12 protein-coding genes are annotated in these 17665 nt (G+C 40.7%); 3 read left to right on the forward strand and 9 right to left on the reverse strand.

The features are described from left to right. Positions 1-15: 15 nt before the first annotated feature. Positions 16-459 (forward strand): D-aminoacyl-tRNA deacylase, encoded by a 444-nt coding sequence (dtd, locus tag ACORHV_RS02170; RefSeq protein ID WP_434398594.1) that lies wholly within the window; start codon positions 16-18, stop codon positions 457-459. A gap of 30 nt (positions 460-489) precedes the next feature. Here dtd and ACORHV_RS02175 read toward each other — a convergent pair whose 3' ends face one another. The 6 genes from ACORHV_RS02175 to ACORHV_RS02200 form a co-directional block, all read right to left on the reverse strand. Next, a complete protein-coding gene (locus tag ACORHV_RS02175) occupies positions 490-903 on the reverse strand; it encodes a hypothetical protein (protein ID WP_434398595.1) in 414 nt (137 codons plus the stop codon). A 107-nt stretch (positions 904-1010) separates the two neighbouring features. Then, entirely contained in the window at positions 1011-1661 is a 651-nt protein-coding gene (locus ACORHV_RS02180; protein WP_000188532.1) for a metal-dependent transcriptional regulator, read from the reverse strand. 83 nt (positions 1662-1744) lie between these two features. Further along, complete coding sequence (tpx, locus tag ACORHV_RS02185) at positions 1745-2239, reverse strand: thiol peroxidase (protein ID WP_000206539.1); 495 nt, start codon at positions 2237-2239, stop codon at positions 1745-1747. A 115-nt stretch (positions 2240-2354) separates the two neighbouring features. Continuing rightward, the gene (locus ACORHV_RS02190; protein ID WP_000733063.1) at positions 2355-3287 is read right to left on the reverse strand and encodes a metal ABC transporter substrate-binding protein; all 933 of its coding nucleotides are present in this window, start codon (positions 3285-3287) and stop codon (positions 2355-2357) included. Between the two features lie 25 nt (positions 3288-3312). After that, positions 3313-4161, reverse strand: a complete 849-nt coding sequence (locus ACORHV_RS02195; protein WP_000634601.1) for a metal ABC transporter permease — start codon at positions 4159-4161, stop codon at positions 3313-3315. Then, complete coding sequence (locus tag ACORHV_RS02200) at positions 4158-4880, reverse strand: metal ABC transporter ATP-binding protein (RefSeq protein ID WP_434398598.1); 723 nt, start codon at positions 4878-4880, stop codon at positions 4158-4160. Before ACORHV_RS02200 ends, ACORHV_RS02195 begins: the two co-directional genes overlap by 4 nt. Positions 4881-5059: 179 nt before the next feature. On the opposite strand from ACORHV_RS02200, the gene ACORHV_RS02205 reads away from it, so the two are divergent. Further along, positions 5060-6952 carry a M13 family metallopeptidase gene (locus ACORHV_RS02205; protein ID WP_049501051.1) on the forward strand — a complete coding sequence of 631 codons (1893 nt, stop codon included), beginning with the start codon at positions 5060-5062 and terminating at the stop codon, positions 6950-6952. 38 nt (positions 6953-6990) lie between these two features. Here the strand turns inward: ACORHV_RS02205 and ACORHV_RS02210 are convergent, their stop codons facing one another. Both ACORHV_RS02210 and ACORHV_RS02215 read right to left on the reverse strand, forming a co-directional pair. Next, the gene (locus ACORHV_RS02210; RefSeq protein WP_049489571.1) at positions 6991-7620 is read right to left on the reverse strand and encodes an MBL fold metallo-hydrolase; all 630 of its coding nucleotides are present in this window, start codon (positions 7618-7620) and stop codon (positions 6991-6993) included. Between the two features lie 101 nt (positions 7621-7721). Further along, a complete protein-coding gene (locus ACORHV_RS02215; protein WP_434398601.1) occupies positions 7722-8915 on the reverse strand; it encodes a ferredoxin reductase family protein in 1194 nt (397 codons plus the stop codon). Between the two features lie 555 nt (positions 8916-9470). Between ACORHV_RS02215 and ACORHV_RS02220 the strand changes: the two genes are divergently transcribed. After that, positions 9471-16478 (forward strand): YSIRK-type signal peptide-containing protein, encoded by a 7008-nt coding sequence (locus ACORHV_RS02220; protein WP_434398603.1) that lies wholly within the window; start codon positions 9471-9473, stop codon positions 16476-16478. A gap of 81 nt (positions 16479-16559) precedes the next feature. Here ACORHV_RS02220 and ACORHV_RS02225 read toward each other — a convergent pair whose 3' ends face one another. After that, entirely contained in the window at positions 16560-17636 is a 1077-nt protein-coding gene (locus ACORHV_RS02225; protein ID WP_434398605.1) for a DUF2974 domain-containing protein, read from the reverse strand. Between the last annotated feature and the right edge of the window lie 29 nt (positions 17637-17665).

Genomic DNA, 17665 nt, shown 5'->3' on the forward strand with positions numbered 1-17665 from the left:
ACTAGAAAGGCTATTATGAAAATCATTATCCAACGGGTTAAAAAAGCCCAAGTGAGTATTGAAGGTCAGGTAGAGGGAAAAATCAATCAGGGTCTCTTATTGCTGGTCGGTGTTGGCCCAGAGGACCAAGAGGAAGATTTGGACTATGCTGTGAGAAAGCTTGTCAATATGCGGATTTTTTCTGATGCAGAAGGCAAGATGAATCTGTCTGTCAAGGATATTGAAGGGGAAATCCTTTCTGTTTCCCAGTTTACCCTCTTTGCGGATACCAAGAAAGGCAATCGTCCAGCTTTTACAGGTGCAGCCAAGCCGGATATGGCAACTTCCTTCTATGATACTTTCAACCAAAAGCTAGCTCAGAAAGTGCCCGTTCAGACAGGTATCTTTGGAGCGGATATGCAGGTGGAGCTGGTAAATGATGGACCAGTCACCATTATCCTTGATACTAAAAATAGATAAGAAAACCAAGCCAGCTGGCTTGGTTTTTGTTTATAGACACTCCCATAAAGAGGTATGTTTGTTGTAAAAGTCGGGATAGTTTTCTCTTAGGTGGCTAGCCGTCATATAATATAAAGTAGAATGACAGGAAGTAAAGATTGGAGTAAGAGAGTAGAAATATTGAGGGCCAGTGATGGCTAAAAAGACAAATAATAGAAAATCGCTGATGAGCACTCCTAAATAGTAGAAGCGAATCTTTTTATTGATTTGAGGATAAATCTCAGAGAACTGTTTTTTGAGTCGGAAGACCAAGCGAGATAGCAGTAGTCCCTGAGCAAGGATGAAAATGAAGCAAAAAATTAGGCCTCTTTCCAAAGAAAGTTCGTATCGGGGTCTGAAAGTTACCAACAGTAGCAAATCGCTGACTGCAATGGCTGAGAAATGGATTCTAAAGAGCTTTTTCATAGGAAGACCTCCCTCTTTTATCTAGCTTCATTCTACACCAAACAAATGGGAGTTACAAGCAAAATAATAAAAAATCCCTGAAAAGAATTTCTTTCAGGAATAAGGGGTTAGTTGATTTTTTCGACATAGAGTTGTTTGGCGATATCGATGCTAACTTGGAGGTCTTCACCTTTGTTGACCAGAGTAAAGCTATTGGAAAAGCCATCAAACTGCTTGACTTGGAGTTGGTCACCGATATGAATTGCGTGCTTTTCTAGATATTTGAGTAGTTCAAAACTATCATGAACGCGAGTCAGGAGATAGGTTCCAGCTTCCTGGACAGCTGCTAGTGGAAGGTTATTGATTTCAACCAAGAGTTCTCCCTCGGCTGGTATGGTTCCACCGTGGGGGCAGGTTTGAGGGAAACCAAGCAGTTTATCCAGTCTCTTTACAAAAAGGTCGGAGACAGTGTGTTCTAGGACCTCAGCTTCTTCGTGGATCTGATCACTAGTATAGTCTAGATGGTGAACTAGAAAGACTTCAATCAAACGGTGTTTACGATAGAGCTCAGAGACCAGTTTGAGGCCAATATCTGTCAATAGATAGCCGTTCTCCTTATCCTTGAGGATGAGATTTTCACTTTTCATGCGTTTGATCATCTCTGTTACAGCAGGCGGAGAGACCTGCATACGGGCAGCAATCTCTTTGTTGGTGATTTTTTGCATGTCCGTACCGATTTCATAAATACATTTTAAATAATCTTCTTTATTTGGAGTCATTCGTTTCCTCTTGTTCATTCTCTCCATCTAGTATACCAAAAAAAGCTAGATTTCTCTAGCTTTCTGTCATAATGCTTGTGATTTTAGTCTAGTTCTTTAACTGCAGCAATAGCAGCTTCAAAGTCTGGCTCCGTGTTGATATTGTCAACGTATTCTACATAACGGATGACATTGTCAGTATCGAGAACAAAGACAGCACGTGCAAGGAGATGCCATTCGTTGATCAAGAGGGCATAATCGCGCCCGAAAGAATGGTCAAAATAGTCTGAAAGCATGATGGCATTGTCAAGGCCTTCAGCCCCACACCAGCGTCCTTGGGCAAATGGTAGGTCCATAGAAACAGTAAGAACGACAGTGTTGTCAAGGTTAGCTAGTTCTTGGTTGAATCGACGTGTTTGCGTTGAGCAGATACCAGTATCGATAGAAGGGACAACACTCAAGACTTTTTTCTTTCCATCAAAGTCAGCTAGCGTTTTTTTAGAGAGATCGGTTGTTGTAAGAGAAAAGTCAAGTGCCTTGTCTCCGACTTGCAGTTGTTTACCTGTAAAAGTTACAGGATTTCCGAGAAAAGTGGTCATGAAACTACTCCATTCTTTTTTCTTTCATTTTACCGAGAATTATCAGATTTTTCCAATGATTTGACCGGAAAGTGTAAAAAAACGCCAATTCGGTGAGAATGACGTTTTTAATGGATTATTTTGACAAACCTTCAGCAATCTTGTCAAGGTTGTATTTCATCATGTTGTAGTAGCTGTCACCTTCTTTACCTTCTTCAGCGATTGAGTCAGTAAAGATTTGTGCGTAAATTGGGATATTTGTGTCTTGTGAAACAGTCTTCATTGGACGGTCATCGACACTTGATTCAACAAAGAGTGATGGAACTTTTGTTTGGCGAAGTTTTTCAACCAAGGTCTTGATTTGTTCAGGTGTTCCTTCTTCTTCTGTGTTGATTTCCCAGATGTAGGCACTTGGAACTTCGTAAGCTTTAGAGAAGTATTTGAAGCATCCTTCGCTGGTTACAATGAGTTTTTTCTCAGCAGGGATATTGTTAAATTTCTCTTTAGCTTCCTTGTCCAGTTTGTCTAGCTTTTCAGTATAGTCTTTGAGATTTTTTTCGTAGAATTCCTTGTTGCTAGGGTCTTTTGCAATCAACTGTTTAGCGATATTTTTAGCATAAATTATCCCATTTTCAAGGTTGAGCCAAGCGTGTGGGTCTTCTTTGCCTTTCTCGTTTTGACCTTCAAGGTAGATGATATCTACGCCGTCACTAACTGCATAGTAGTCTTTGTTTTCAGTTTTCTTGGCATTTTCGACCAATTTGGTAAACCAAGCATTGCCACCTGTTTCAAGGTTGATACCGTTATAGAAAATGAGGTCAGCCTCAGAAGTTTTCTTTACGTCTTCAGGAAGTGGTTCGTACTCGTGTGGGTCTTGACCAACAGGAACGATACTATGAAGATCAATCTTGTCACCAGCGATATTTTTAGTAATATCAGCAATGATAGAGTTAGTCGCTACAACCTTTAGTTTTTGGTTTGTAGATGCTGTATCTTTTTTCCCACTAGCACAGGCAGCTAATCCAATGATAGAAAGAAAAAGAACGAGCAATGTACCTAATTTTTTCATTAGATTCCTCCAGAAGGGTTTCCCCTTATTTATTGATTTTTTTATTTTTTAGTTTCAAGTATCGTTGCTTTGGAGAGATAAAGAAACTGATTAAGAAGAAGCTGGCAGATGTGAGCACGATGCTGGATCCTGCTGCGAGGTTGAAGCTATAGCCGATAAAGAGTCCCAAAACAGAAGCGGTTGCCCCTAGGGTTGATGAAAGAAAAATCATGCTCTTTAGGCTATTAGCATAAAGGTAAGCCGTCGCAGCTGGGGTGATCAACATGGCCACGATAAGAATCGTTCCAACACTTTGCATGGCAGTGACTGACACAAGGGTCAAGAGCACCATGAGTAGATAGTGATAGAAATTAACAGGCATTCCCATGGCTTTAGCCAAAAGCTCGTCAAAGGATGTAATCAATAGTTGTTTAAAGAAAATCCCGATAATCAAGAGAATCAATGCCCCCACACCAATGGTGATCCACATGTCCGTATCTTGGACAGCGAGGATATTCCCAAAAAGGATATGGAAGAGGTCTGTCGAACTCTTGGCAACACTAATCAAGATGACACCTAAGGCTAAGAAAGATGAAAAGGTAATACCAATGGCAGTGTCACTCTTGATGATAGAGTTGCCCTTGATGTAGGTAATGATGATGGAAGCCATCAAGCCAAAGATGATCGCTCCAATAAAGAAATCAATTCCCAGGATAAAGGAAAGGGCTACGCCGGGCAAAACTGCGTGAGAGATGGCATCCCCCATGAGAGACATTCCACGTAAGATGATAAAACATCCCACGGCTCCAGCAACCACCCCGATGACTATAGCTGTTATCAGGGCATTTTGTAGGAAATGGAAATGTTGCAATCCATCGATAAATTCTACTATCATAGGTCACCTCCATTAAAGAAGAGCTTACTACCATAAGCTTTTTTGAGATTGACTTCGGTAAAGGTTTCTTCAGTTGAACCAATAGCAACCAATTCTCGATTGAGAAGCATAACTTGGTCGAAATAATGAGGGACTTTGCTGAGGTCATGATGGACGATGAGAACTGTTTTACCAGCTTTTTTAAGGTCTCTCAGTGTATTCATGATAATCTCTTCACTGATCGAGTCAATCCCGACAAAAGGCTCATCTAAAAAGATGTAGTCAGCTTCCTGCACTAAGCAGCGGGCAATCAAAACACGTTGGAATTGTCCTCCAGAGAGCTGACTGATTTGGCGATCAGCATAGTCTGAGAGTCCAACGATTTCAAGTGCATCCGCCACTTTTTTCCAGTGGCTGGCCTTTAAAGTGTGGAAGAGCGGGATAGATGGATAGAGTCCCAGTGAGACACATTCCTTGACCTTGATAGGGAAATTGTAGTCGATATGGATTTTTTGCTCGACATAGGCAACTCGATGTAAAGATTTCTTGACTTCTTTGTCATCGAGAAAGGCCTGACCTTCGTTTGGGATAATTCCCAACATACTTTTTAATAAAGTTGATTTTCCAGCACCGTTTGGACCAATAATTCCGGTAATAGTTGGTCCGTGGAGCACTAGTGAAATATCCTTTAGTGCCAACGTTTCTTTGTAGGAGACACTGAGGTTTTCGATACGTATCATACAGTTATTTTCCTCCTGTCTTTTAATATACATTAAAAAAAAAATTAAGTCAAGTTAATTTTTAAAAAATTTAAAATAATAACTGAAAAATGAAGAAAAAAGAGAGACCATTTTTAATTGCATTCCCAAGTGTTTTTTGCTAAGCTAAGAATAAGTGAAAAAATGAAAGCGAGAACAAGATGACACGTTATCAAGACGATTTTTATGATGCAATCAATGGAGAATGGGAAAAAACAGCTGTTATTCCAGCTGATAAATCTCGAACAGGTGGCTTTATTGACCTTGATGAGGAAATTGAAGAGTTAATGCTGGCAACTACGGACAAGTGGTTGGAAGGCGAAGATGTTCCAGAGGACGCTATCCTCGCAAATTTTGTTAAGTACCATCGTATGGTACGTGATTTTGATAAGAGGGATGCAGATGGAATCAAGCCTGTCCTTCCTCTGCTCAAGGAATACCAAGATTTGGAGAGCTTTGCAGATTTTACCAGCAAACTGGCAGAGTTTGAACTAGCAGGTAAACCAAACTTCCTTCCATTTGGAGTATCACCAGACTTTATGGATGCCAGAACCAATGTTCTCTGGGCAAGTGCACCAGGAACTATCTTGCCAGATACAACCTACTATGCTGAAGACCATCCTCAACGTGAGGAGCTCTTGACGCTTTGGAAGGAAAGTAGCGCAAATCTTCTCAAAGCCTATGATTTTTCAGATGAGGAAATCGAAGACTTACTAGAGAAGAGATTGGAATTGGACCGTCGTATCGCAGCAGTGGTTCTTTCAAACGAAGAAAGTTCAGAATATGCCAAACTCTACCATCCATACGCTTATGAAGATTTCAAGAAATTTGCCCCTGCCCTACCTTTGGATGATTTCTTCCAAGCAGTTCTTGGACAAACTCCAGATAAGGTTATCGTAGATGAGGAACGTTTCTGGCAAGCAGCAGACCAATTTTATAGTGAAGAAGCGTGGCCTTTGCTTAAGGCAACCTTGATTTTGGCTGTGGTCAATCTTTCAACCAGCTATCTCACAGACGAGATTCGTGTCCTATCAGGTGCCTATGGACGTGCCCTTTCAGGTGTTCCAGAAGCTCAGGACAAGGTCAAGGCAGCCTATCACTTGGCCCAAGGTCCCTTTAAGCAAGCCCTTGGTCTCTGGTATGCGCATGAAAAATTCTCCCCAGAAGCTAAGGCAGACGTAGAGAAAAAAGTGGCGACTATGATCGATGTTTATAAGGAACGTTTGGCTAAGAATGACTGGCTCACTCCTGAAACGCGTGATAAGGCTATTGTCAAACTCAATGTCATCAAGCCTTATATCGGTTATCCAGAGGAATTGCCAGCCCGCTACAAGGACAAGGTAGTGGACGAAACTGCCAGTCTCTTTGAGAATGCCCTAGCCTTTGCGCGTGTGGAAATCAAGCACAGCTGGAGCAAGTGGAACCAGCCAGTTGACTACAAGGAGTGGGGCATGCCAGCACACATGGTTAATGCCTACTACAATCCTCAGAAGAACTTGATTGTCTTCCCAGCTGCTATTTTACAGGCTCCATTCTATGACTTGCATCAGTCGTCTTCTGCCAACTACGGTGGTATTGGAGCGGTTATTGCCCATGAGATTTCTCATGCCTTTGATACAAATGGTGCTTCCTTTGATGAAAATGGTAGTCTCAAAGACTGGTGGACTGAGAATGACTATGCTGCCTTCAAAGAAAAGACTCAGAAGGTTATCGATCAATTTGATGACCAAGAATCTTACGGTGCAAGAATCAACGGAAAACTAACCGTATCCGAAAACGTTGCCGACCTTGGTGGGATCGCCGCAGCCCTTGAAGCTGCTAAGAGAGAGCCAGACTTCTCTGCTGAAGAATTCTTCCACAACTTTGCTCGTATCTGGCGTATGAAAGGCCGTCCGGAGTTGATGAAACTCATGGCCAGTGTCGACGTGCACGCGCCTGCCAAACTCCGTGTCAATGTTCAAGTACCAAACTTCGATGACTTCTTTACAACTTATGATGTCAAAGAAGGCGACGGCATGTGGCGTTCACCAGAGGACCGTGTGATTATTTGGTAAGACAAAAACCAAGGATTTTTTCCTTGGTTTTTTGCTTGCTAGAAAAAGGGATTAAAAGTCTTTTCGTGAGCGATGGTCGTAGCTGGACCATGGCCAGGATAGACATCGTAGTTAGGAAGAGTAAAGAGTTGCGTCTGAATGCTATGGAGGAGTTGTTCCGTGCTACCTGTAGGAAGGTCGGTTCGTCCGATGGTTTCTCGGAATAGAGCATCTCCCGTCAAGACTAGATGAGCATCAGGAAAGACTAGGGAAACGCCGCCGATAGAGTGCCCTGGGGTCGGTAGAACGGTAAAACGAAATTCCTCAAGCTGGTATTCCTCATGAAAGACAAAGGTGTGCTCTGCAGGTTTTGCGACCACATTTGCCATATCATCGTGACGAGGGAGACCAGAGAGATTATCTACAGGTGTATAAAGCCAGCTGGCTTCACTCTCTGCTACATAAACTGGGGGATTTCCAAAAGTCTCACGAACCAAGTCTAGACTCATAATATGGTCGTAGTGGGTGTGGGTCAGGAGAATCGCGCAGACTGGTTTGTTGATTTTTTCAATAGTCTTGCGAATAGCTTCCCAATGGCTACCTGGGTCAACCACAATCAGGTGTTGGTCCCCTTCTAGATAATAAGTGTTTTCATAAGCAACGGGATTCACGGTTTTATGGATTTTCATACTGGCTCCAATCTCAAAGAATGTACTAAACTAAGTATAGCACAGAAGAGGGAAATAAAGTGAAAAGAAAGTCTCTCTTTTGTGTTAGAGGGACAATAATCTTATTTAAACTTGAAACCTTCGTAAATGAGTTTTGTTTTGGGATTCTTTTTCTTGATTTGCTTGGCAAGGGCCTTCATCATAGGAAGAGGTCCACACATATAGACTGTAGTCTGGTCAGGGATTTCTTCTTGATCCAAAGTCAGGTATCCTTTTTCATTGCTATCGACCAGCTGCAGGTCAAAGTTAGCATTTTGACGGGCGTAGTCACGAAGTAGATCTAGGTAGACAGCATTTTCCTCTCCACGGAAACTATAGTAGAAGCGGACGCTCTTGTCTAGGATAGGATGCTCCCGGATATAAGAGATGAAAGGTGTCATTCCAATTCCACCTGCAATCCAGATTTGCTGCTTTGGACCATGTTCCATAGTCATATGCCCATAGGCGCGATCAACCGCAACCTTGCTACCAACTTGAAGATTGTCATAGATATTCTTGGTGTGGTCACCAGAGTTTTTTATCGTAAAATAAAGAGTTCGTCCTTGTCCTCCTGAGATGGAGAAAGGGTGTGGAGCAGTCTCAAAACCTTTTTGGAAAATTTTTAGAAAGGCAAATTGTCCATATTCGTAAGTGAAAGGATGACTGAGTTCTATTTCAATTTCAGTCGTGTCGTGATTGAGGCGTTTGATTCCTACGATTTTTCCAAGATAGGTGAAACCGATCTTTTGATAAAGGAAAATAATATAAAAACCTGCAAGCAAGCCTAAAATAGCATAGATTCCAAAGATAAGACCTAGGAAACTAAAGGAGAGAAGGCGATTTCCCATGATCATCAAAACATGAAAGAGGCCAAAGATATAAGCTAGATAAACCAATCGATGAATCCATCTCCATGCTTCATACTGGATGTATTGTCCCAGATAGGCAACCAGAACGATGCTGATAAAGATATAGATAGCGATATTTCCAAACTGGGCGGCCAAATGCGAACCCCAGAGACCGCCCATGCTAAAGTTGTGTAGGGTTAGTAGGAGAATGGATAGAAAAGCGGTGAATTTATGAGCTAGATACATCTTTTCAAGTCCGTTAAACCAAGCTTCAAGCAGGGGTAAACGGCTAGCTAGTATAAAAGTAAGTGAAAGAGTAGTGAGAGCTAAACCAGGGATTAGAAACTGACTAACACCTGAACTGAGCCAAGCTAGGATAGTCAGAAACATACTAAGCCCGATAAATAAAATACCTTTTAATGATTTCATAGTTGAAGTCCTTTCACGGATTATCTTATGATAGATGTAATAAGATTTGTTACATTTTAACAAAAAATGAATCTGTAGTCAAGGTTTAGAGTTTCGGCCTCTAAGTCAAATTTTCATGATAATCTATAAATAACGGTTAAGAAATATACTGTTTGATTTGTGTACTTCTTATAGAAATTTTTTTGTTATAACAATATAAGGGTGGGAAAAATTCAACTTCTACAAAACCCTAAAAAACAAATTAATACATAAAAGTGTATTTTATTTAATTATAAGATAAATAATATCTGAAATTTACATGATGTAAACCTATGTGAATGTTGGCATTTTAAAGTATTTGATGTTAAATTATTTTTGTATTTTTCTCAAATAAATTTATTAAAAATGTTGAAAAAGATATAAAAAAGTGTTAGTATGAATATGCATATTGAATACGAGGATATAATCCTTTTAGAATAATGAAATTTAAAGACCATCTTTTGAGTAGGGAAGAAATTTCGTTTTTTTTCTATATTTCAATATCGATATAATAAAAATAGGGAGGTTGTTTTTCTTATGAAGAGTAAGCAACAGGGTTTTAGAACGGAGAAATACATTCGATATGGGATTCGAAAGTATAGTTTTGGAGCGGCATCAGTAGCAATTTCAGCAGGTTTGATGTTTTTAGGCAATGGAGCAGTATCAGCGATGGAACTTCAAGGAGCAGATACTACGCTTGTTTCAACATCGACATTGAATGCGGAATCTTCTACGGAAACAGAAAAACCAGAAACTTCGATAAAAAAAGAAAAAGAAGTTGTCCTTAAGACGGTTGATAAAACGGATTTAGTTAAAAAAATTACAGAACTTGAAGAGAAAGTAAAAACAGCAAAGAATATAGATGACTTGGTACTAACATCTGCTAAAGAACAATTAGATTCTGCGAAATCTGTCATCTCAAAAGAGATAGTTGAGCAAGAGGAAGTGGATACTGAACTTGCTAAGATTAAGGATTTAATTACGGTATTTGCTGAGTCTGTCGAAGTTGGGAAAATAACGGAATCTACAGAAAAAGCAGAAAAAGTAGAAGAAATAAAAGAAACTGTCGAACCAGTCCAAGAAGGTAAAAAAGTTTTAGAACAAGTTACCTCTGAAGCTGAGGTAACCAATGTTTTAGCAACTGAAGCAGTCCGGAAAAATAAGCTTGAGGCTGAAAACAAAGCGGCAATTGAGGCGGCGATAGCTAATAATAAGGAAGTTATTGCGGAAGCTAAAAAAGTGTTAGCTACGGATAGCGTTACAGCTAAACAAGGCAATGAACAATTGTCACGTTTGAACGAGTCAATTCTTGCAGTATATAATGAGCTAAAAAAAGCAGGAATCGGAAAAGATGGAAACTTTGGAGTCGCTTTGGCTGCTCAAGATTTCTATGCCGAAGAGGGTTCTAACACAACTCATGCATCGGAAACAAACGCTGCAAATCATACTGGTAAAGATACCTATACAATTCCAGTACAAGAAATTAAATTAATTACGGGTACTGATGCTACAGGTCTAGAGATTGAAGTCTATTCTAATCAGCGGGTTGGTAATGATACAAATGCTGGAAATGGGATGCATACAGAACAAGGTGGAAAAACTGGTCATAACAACAAAGGACGTGTAGACTATCCATTAACCCCTGATGCTGCTAAAAAGTTAGCTGAAGAAGCACCACTTTGGAGAAATAAACTCCGTGCGGATGGGTCAAGAATTTTAAACGCTGCAACATCGATTTACTCTGCTAACGGTGGTTATGAATACCTAGCTACAGAAATTTATGGCTATGGGTATGAACAAGGAGTTGACAGAGTTTATATTAAAGGTTTGAAAGATCGTATTGCAGTTACAGAAAAAGCCAAGCAAGCTGGTTGGAGTTTAACTTCTGTAACACCAACTAACCTTGTGCCGGGATTGACATACGATTCAGAAACAGACACAATTCAAGGAAAAGTTATAGCGGATATTGAAAATGGAGTTTATGATTTACGATTTAATATTACTGCGACCAATACAGATGGTCGAACGGTAACTTTCCAAATTCAGAATCTTCGTGCTGGCTGGGTCGGGTGGCAAGATAGTACGCCTCCTAAAATAAAATCAGATTCTGAGCGTTATGATCGTATTGTTGGTGACGATGCTAATGTAAATATTCAATTCTATGATGAGTCAGGTGCAAGTGCAACACCAGCCAATAGTCGAGGAACTTATAACTATACGACGGTTGAAGGCAAAGTTGTAAGAGTACCTCAAAGATTCTCTAGAGCAGTGACAGGAATTTCAGGATATAACACTATTAGTGAACAATTAGATGATTCTAAAGTATTAATTCCAGGAACTAAATATAGTGTTGCTAATAGTACTTCTGAAGAGCAAGCTGCTGATCAAACGAATATGGGGAAAGGAATCATTTCTGGAAAATTAACTGAAGCAGGAATTTACACAGTCTCCGTATTTGCAAAAGATTATGATAAGTTGGCTAATAATAATGTTTGGAACCAATCTGGACAAGAAGCGCATGCTACTGTAACATTAGTCGTGAAACCAAAGATTGAGGTTCAAAACGTTGAAACTTACTCAACAGTTGTACCAGTTAAAATTTCTAAAGGTGCATCAAGTGCTAAGGTAACAATGCCGGATGGTACTGTAACCAATCTAAAAGCAGTTAATGGCAAATGGCTCGTAGACAGTGGTTCAACCAACACAGCTGTTTCTGAAAATCAAGAATTAGGTATTGTAGATTCCGATACAGTCTTTAATATTCCTGTGACATCAGAGGCGACTGCCAAAGTTGGTGTGGACAATATTAGAGTAGAAGCATCTGCTGAAAATGTTAAGGGAACTTTCTTACGTGAACAAGTTGAATTAAATGGAACAGATGGGCAAAAACATACTGCTACTTTTAATAAGGCTACCGGACACTGGGAGTTACCTGGCGACTATGCTGAAAGTAAAACACTGAATGGTGATGGTACGACAAGATGGACTAAACGTCAAGTGTACACAGAAGCTCAGCAAGACGGTGGTATGAAATTTTATATCTATGAGTACATTCGACAGCTTGATAGCACTGGGAAAGTGACAAGTGTAGAAACGCCAACTCGTCCAGAAACGATTTATGTTTCTAAGAATACTAATCAGGTAGGAGATGGAATGTCAGTAACTGTCACTTACGATAAACATTCAAATACCTGGGCGTCATCTGATGGAACTGAAGTGACTGCTACTAAGCTTGAAAATGACTCTTGGGAAGTTCATACTAAGTCAGGATTTGGTGGTATTATTAGAGGGACGATTGCAACAAATACTGATGTGGCAACTGTAGTAAATACAAAACCAACAGCAACTTCACAAGATTATACTTCAACAAAAGGTACAGCTGTTGACCTTCGTAATGAAGCAAAAGCTGCAGTAAGCATCTCAGACTCTGAAGATACTAAATATGGAAAAACTACCTATATCACTAGAATCACAGTAACATCGCCTTCAGGAGTTCAAAAAGTATTTGATACCAAACAAGATGCAAATAACTATAATATTGCTAGTGGATATAGCTTAAATGAAGTAGGAGTATATACTGTTAAGATTGATGTTATTGATAGTAATGGAAATTATACTACTGAAGCAACAATCAGTGGAACTGAGTCGGGAGTTGATCATGGAGTTGATTCATCAACCGCTACAACAACCTACCATATTACAGTAACTGATACGATTGAAGGACATAATGTGACTTCGACTGATATTCAAGGTGCTACTCAAAAAGAAACTCCAACCTTTACATCTGTTGGAGATGGATCACCAGTAAAACCAAGTGCTTCTTCGCCTGCTAAGTTAGTAGATCCAAAAACAGGTGGATTTGTTGATACTCTAACAATTGATGGTCAGGGTACCTACTCAATTAATAATGAAACAGGTGAAGTAACTTTTGTTCCATTGAAGACATTTACCGGTACAGCTACACCTGTCACAGTTTCACTTACTGCAAAATTAGGAAAAGATGCTAATTATACGGATATTACAGCAACTGCTACAGCAACGTATACTCCAACTGTAATACCTGTTAAACCAACTTCTACAGATGATGAGTCTGAAGGACCTAAAGGACAAACACAAAACGGTACACCAACTTTTACTGGTGGTAAAGTTGAAGTAAACGGTGTGGAGAAGACTGTTGAAATTGATGAAAATGTTAAACCAACCTTTGATGATGGCACAACTAAGAAAGTTGTTCCGGGAGAAGGAACTTATACCATTGATGAAAATGGTGTGGTAACTTTCACACCAGAAAAAGACTTTGTTGGGAAGGCTTCAGGAGTTACAGTCAAACGAGTTGATAAGAACGGAACAGAAATAACTGCAAAATACACACCAACTGTACGTCCAATTACTTCATTTGTAGATACTGAGGGGAATACATTAATTCCAACCGAAGACGGTGAACAACCTAAGAAAGATATTCCAGGTTACCGCTTCGTAGAGACTAAGAAACTTCCAAACGGTGACACAGAACATGTCTACGAAAAAGTGAAGACTAGTCACAAGGATAAGGAAGGGAATGAAATTCCAGGTTATCCAACCGAAGACGGTGAACAACCTAAGAAAGATATTCCAGGTTACCGCTTCGTAGAGACTAAGAAACTTCCAAACGGGGACACAGAACACGTTTATGAGAAGGTTAAGACTAGTCATAAGGATAAGGAAGGGAATGAAATTCCAGGTTATCCAAGCGAAGATGGTGAACAACCGAAGAAAGATATTCCAGGCTACCGCTTCGTAGAGACTAAGAAACTTCCAAACGGCGACACAGAACATGTCTACGAAAAAGTGAAGACCAGTCATAAGGATAAGGAAGGGAATGAAATTCCAGGATATCCAAGCGAAGACGGTGAACAACCGAAGAAAGATATCCCAGGTTACCGCTTCGTAGAGACTAAGAAACTTCCAAACGGCGACACAGAGCACGTTTATGAGAAGGTTAAGACCAGTCACAAGGATAAGGAAGGCAATGAAATTCCAGGTTATCCAACCGAAGACGGCCAACAACCGAAGAAAGATATCCCAGGTTACCGCTTCGTAGAGACTAAGAAACTTCCAAACGGTGATACAGAACACGTTTATGAGAAGGTTAAGACCAGTCACAAGGATAAGGAAGGCAATGAAATTCCAGGTTATCCAACAGAAGACGGCGAACAACAGAAGAAAGACATTCCAGGTTACCGCTTCGTAGAGACTAAGAAACTTCCAAACGGTGACACAGAACACGTTTATGAGAAGGTTAAGACTAGTCATAAGGATAAGGAAGGGAACGAGATTCCAGGCTATCCAAGCGAAGACGGCGAACAACCTAAGAAAGATATTCCAGGCTACCGCTTCGTAGAGACCAAGAAACTTCCAAATGGAGATACAGAGCACATCTACGAAAAAGTGAAGACTAGTCACAAGGATAAGGAAGGCAACGAGATTCCAGGCTATCCAAGCGAAGACGGCGAACAACCTAAGAAAGATATTCCAGGCTACCGCTTCGTAGAGACTAAGAAACTTCCAAATGGCGACACAGAGCACGTTTATGAGAAGGTTAAGACCAGTCATAAGGATAAGGAAGGCAACGAAATTCCAGGACATCCAACCGAAGACGGTGAACAACCTAAGAAGGATATTCCAGGTTACCGCTTCGTAGAGACTAAGAAACTTCCAAACGGTGACACAGAGCACGTTTATGAGAAGGTTAAGACCAGTCACAAGGATAAGGAAGGGAATGAAATTCCAGGATATCCAAGCGAAGACGGTGAACAACCTAAGAAAGACATTCCAGGTTACCGCTTCGTAGAGACCAAGAAACTTCCAAACGGCGACACAGAACACGTTTATGAGAAGGTTAAGACTAGTCATAAGGATAAGGAAGGGAATGAAATTCCAGGATATCCAAGCGAAGACGGTGAACAACCGAAGAAAGATATTCCAGGCTACCGCTTCGTAGAGACTAAGAAACTTCCAAACGGGGACACAGAACACGTTTATGAGAAGGTTAAGACTAGTCATAAGGATAAGGAAGGGAATGAAATTCCAGGTTATCCAAGCGAAGATGGTGAACAACCGAAGAAAGATATTCCAGGCTACCGCTTCGTAGAGACTAAGAAACTTCCAAACGGGGACACAGAACACGTTTATGAGAAGGTTAAGACTAGTCATAAGGATAAGGAAGGGAATGAAATTCCAGGTTATCCAAGCGAAGATGGTGAACAACCGAAGAAAGATATTCCAGGCTACCGCTTCGTAGAGACTAAGAAACTTCCAAACGGCGACACAGAACATGTTTATGAGAAGGTTAAGACCAGTCATAAGGATAAGGAAGGCAATGAAATTCCAGGATATCCAAGCGAAGACGGTGAACAACCTAAGAAAGATATCCCAGGTTACCGCTTCGTAGAGACCAAGAAACTTCCAAACGGTGACACAGAGCACGTTTATGAGAAGGTTAAGACCAGTCACAAGGATAAGGAAGGGAATGAAATTCCAGGATATCCAAGCGAAGACGGTGAACAACCTAAGAAAGATATTCCAGGTTACCGCTTCGTAGAGACTAAGAAGCTTCCAAACGGCGACACAGAACACGTTTATGAGAAGGTTAAGACTAGTCATAAGGATAAGGAAGGGAATGAAATTCCAGGTTATCCAAGCGAAGATGGAGAACAACCTAAGAAGGATATCCCAGGTTACCGCTTCGTAGAGACTAAGAAGCTTCCAAACGGCGACACAGAACACGTTTATGAGAAGGTTAAGACTAGTCATAAGGATAAGGAAGGCAATGAAATTCCAGGTTATCCAAGCGAAGACGGTGAACAACCTAAGAAAGATATTCCAGGCTACCGCTTCGTAGAGACTAAGAAACTTCCAAATGGCGACACAGAGCACGTTTATGAGAAGGTTAAGACCAGTCATAAGGATAAGGAAGGCAACGAAATTCCAGGACATCCAACCGAAGACGGTGAACAACCTAAGAAGGATATTCCAGGTTACCGCTTCGTAGAGACTAAGAAACTTCCAAACGGTGACACAGAGCACGTTTATGAGAAGGTTAAGACCAGTCACAAGGATAAGGAAGGCAACGAAATTCCAGGACATCCAACCGAAGACGGTGAACAACCTAAGAAGGATATTCCAGGTTACCGCTTCGTAGAGACTAAGAAACTTCCAAATGGCGACACAGAACACGTTTATGAGAAGGTTAAGACCAGTCATAAGGATAAGGAAGGAAACGAAATTCCAGGTTATCCAACCGAAGACGGCCAACAACCCAAGAAAGATATTCCAGGTTACCGTTTCGTAGAGACCAAGAAACTTCCAAATGGCGACACAGAACATGTCTACGAAAAAGTTGTTACTGCCCCTCAACAAAAACCGACTGAGCAATCTCCAACTACTAAAGCAACCAAAGAATTACCTAATACTGGTGCGGAAGATCATGCAGCTTTGGCAGCTCTAGGAGTACTTGGTTTGATGAGCGGATTTGGACTTGTGTCTCGCAAGAAAAAAGAAGACTAATTCTATACTCGAGATTCTAAGTAGTATCCATTAGTTTCTGAAACAAAAAACCAACTAATCGTTAGATTAGTTGGTTTTTGTCTATTCTCGATTTTTCCAAGCTTGGTAGCGGGTATCAATCAAGAGTTGGGTTAAGCGTCCCATGGTTTCTCTTTCTTCGGGAGTGAGGGATTGAGCTTGGACAAAGAGATGGTGAACGTGTTCAATGACCTTGAAGGAAGAAAGATCGTTGATAGAGGAGATGCCTGCATCAAGAATAATTCCAAAAAAGAGGTCAAAGTAGAGCTGCAGTTCCGTATCAGGGACAGTTTCAACCCATTCCTTGAAGGTTGTATCGACTTGCTGGCTGTCACTATTGGTCTCGTCCAGTTGGACAAAGTGTTTGTCTTCAACCTGCCAACTAAAGGTGTCATGCTGGGCAAGGCCACCTAAGGCGGTGCTTCGAACGACGATTTTTTTATCCGGAATTTCCAGCATCATCCCGATGATAGACCCTTGTGGGATAAATACTTTCGTTCTTTCCATCATGTTTTGATAGCCAGGTGTTTCGGTTAGTTCCTTGTGAAGCCCAGGGGCATCAAAAGTATAGACAGCGACAATGTTTTTCTGCAAGTTTGGATCAAGTTGACTGGCAGCATAGACAGCTAGATTGCCCCCTTTTGAGTGTCCTGCTAGGATAACCTTTTGGTTGGGGTGTTGAGCAAAAAAATTCTCTAAATACTGGAGGGCGTGTTTTTGAGCTGGGATTTCCTTCATATAGGTCATATGGAAATCTTCTTTCCAACCGATGATACTATCATCCGTCCCACGAAAAACAAGCAAATAGGTATCGAGACTGATACGATAAGTCATAGCCGCAAACTGTTTTTGCAATTCAGGATCAATATCGTTAATAAAGTCTGAGAGCTTGCAATTTTTAAAGCGTTTGTGTTGAGCAAGCTGATCTAACAATTGAAGACGGTTCTTATTGGTCAGAATAGTCGTGCCTCTAGGGATTTGAGATGCAAGATCTATGAGACGCTTTGGTTCTTGGGTGACTACATTATCAAAAGCAAGGTAGGTTAATTCAGTCAAGGCAAGAACATCTAACTCGTTCACGGGGAGGTCATAAAAGGAATCGTATGCTACATCATTTAAGTAGTCAAAAATATTGGCCATAAAAGCTCCTTTCTCTATGTTTATGCTAT

This window comes from Streptococcus sp. KHUD_016, assembly GCF_051106465.1.
Classification (GTDB): domain Bacteria; phylum Bacillota; class Bacilli; order Lactobacillales; family Streptococcaceae; genus Streptococcus.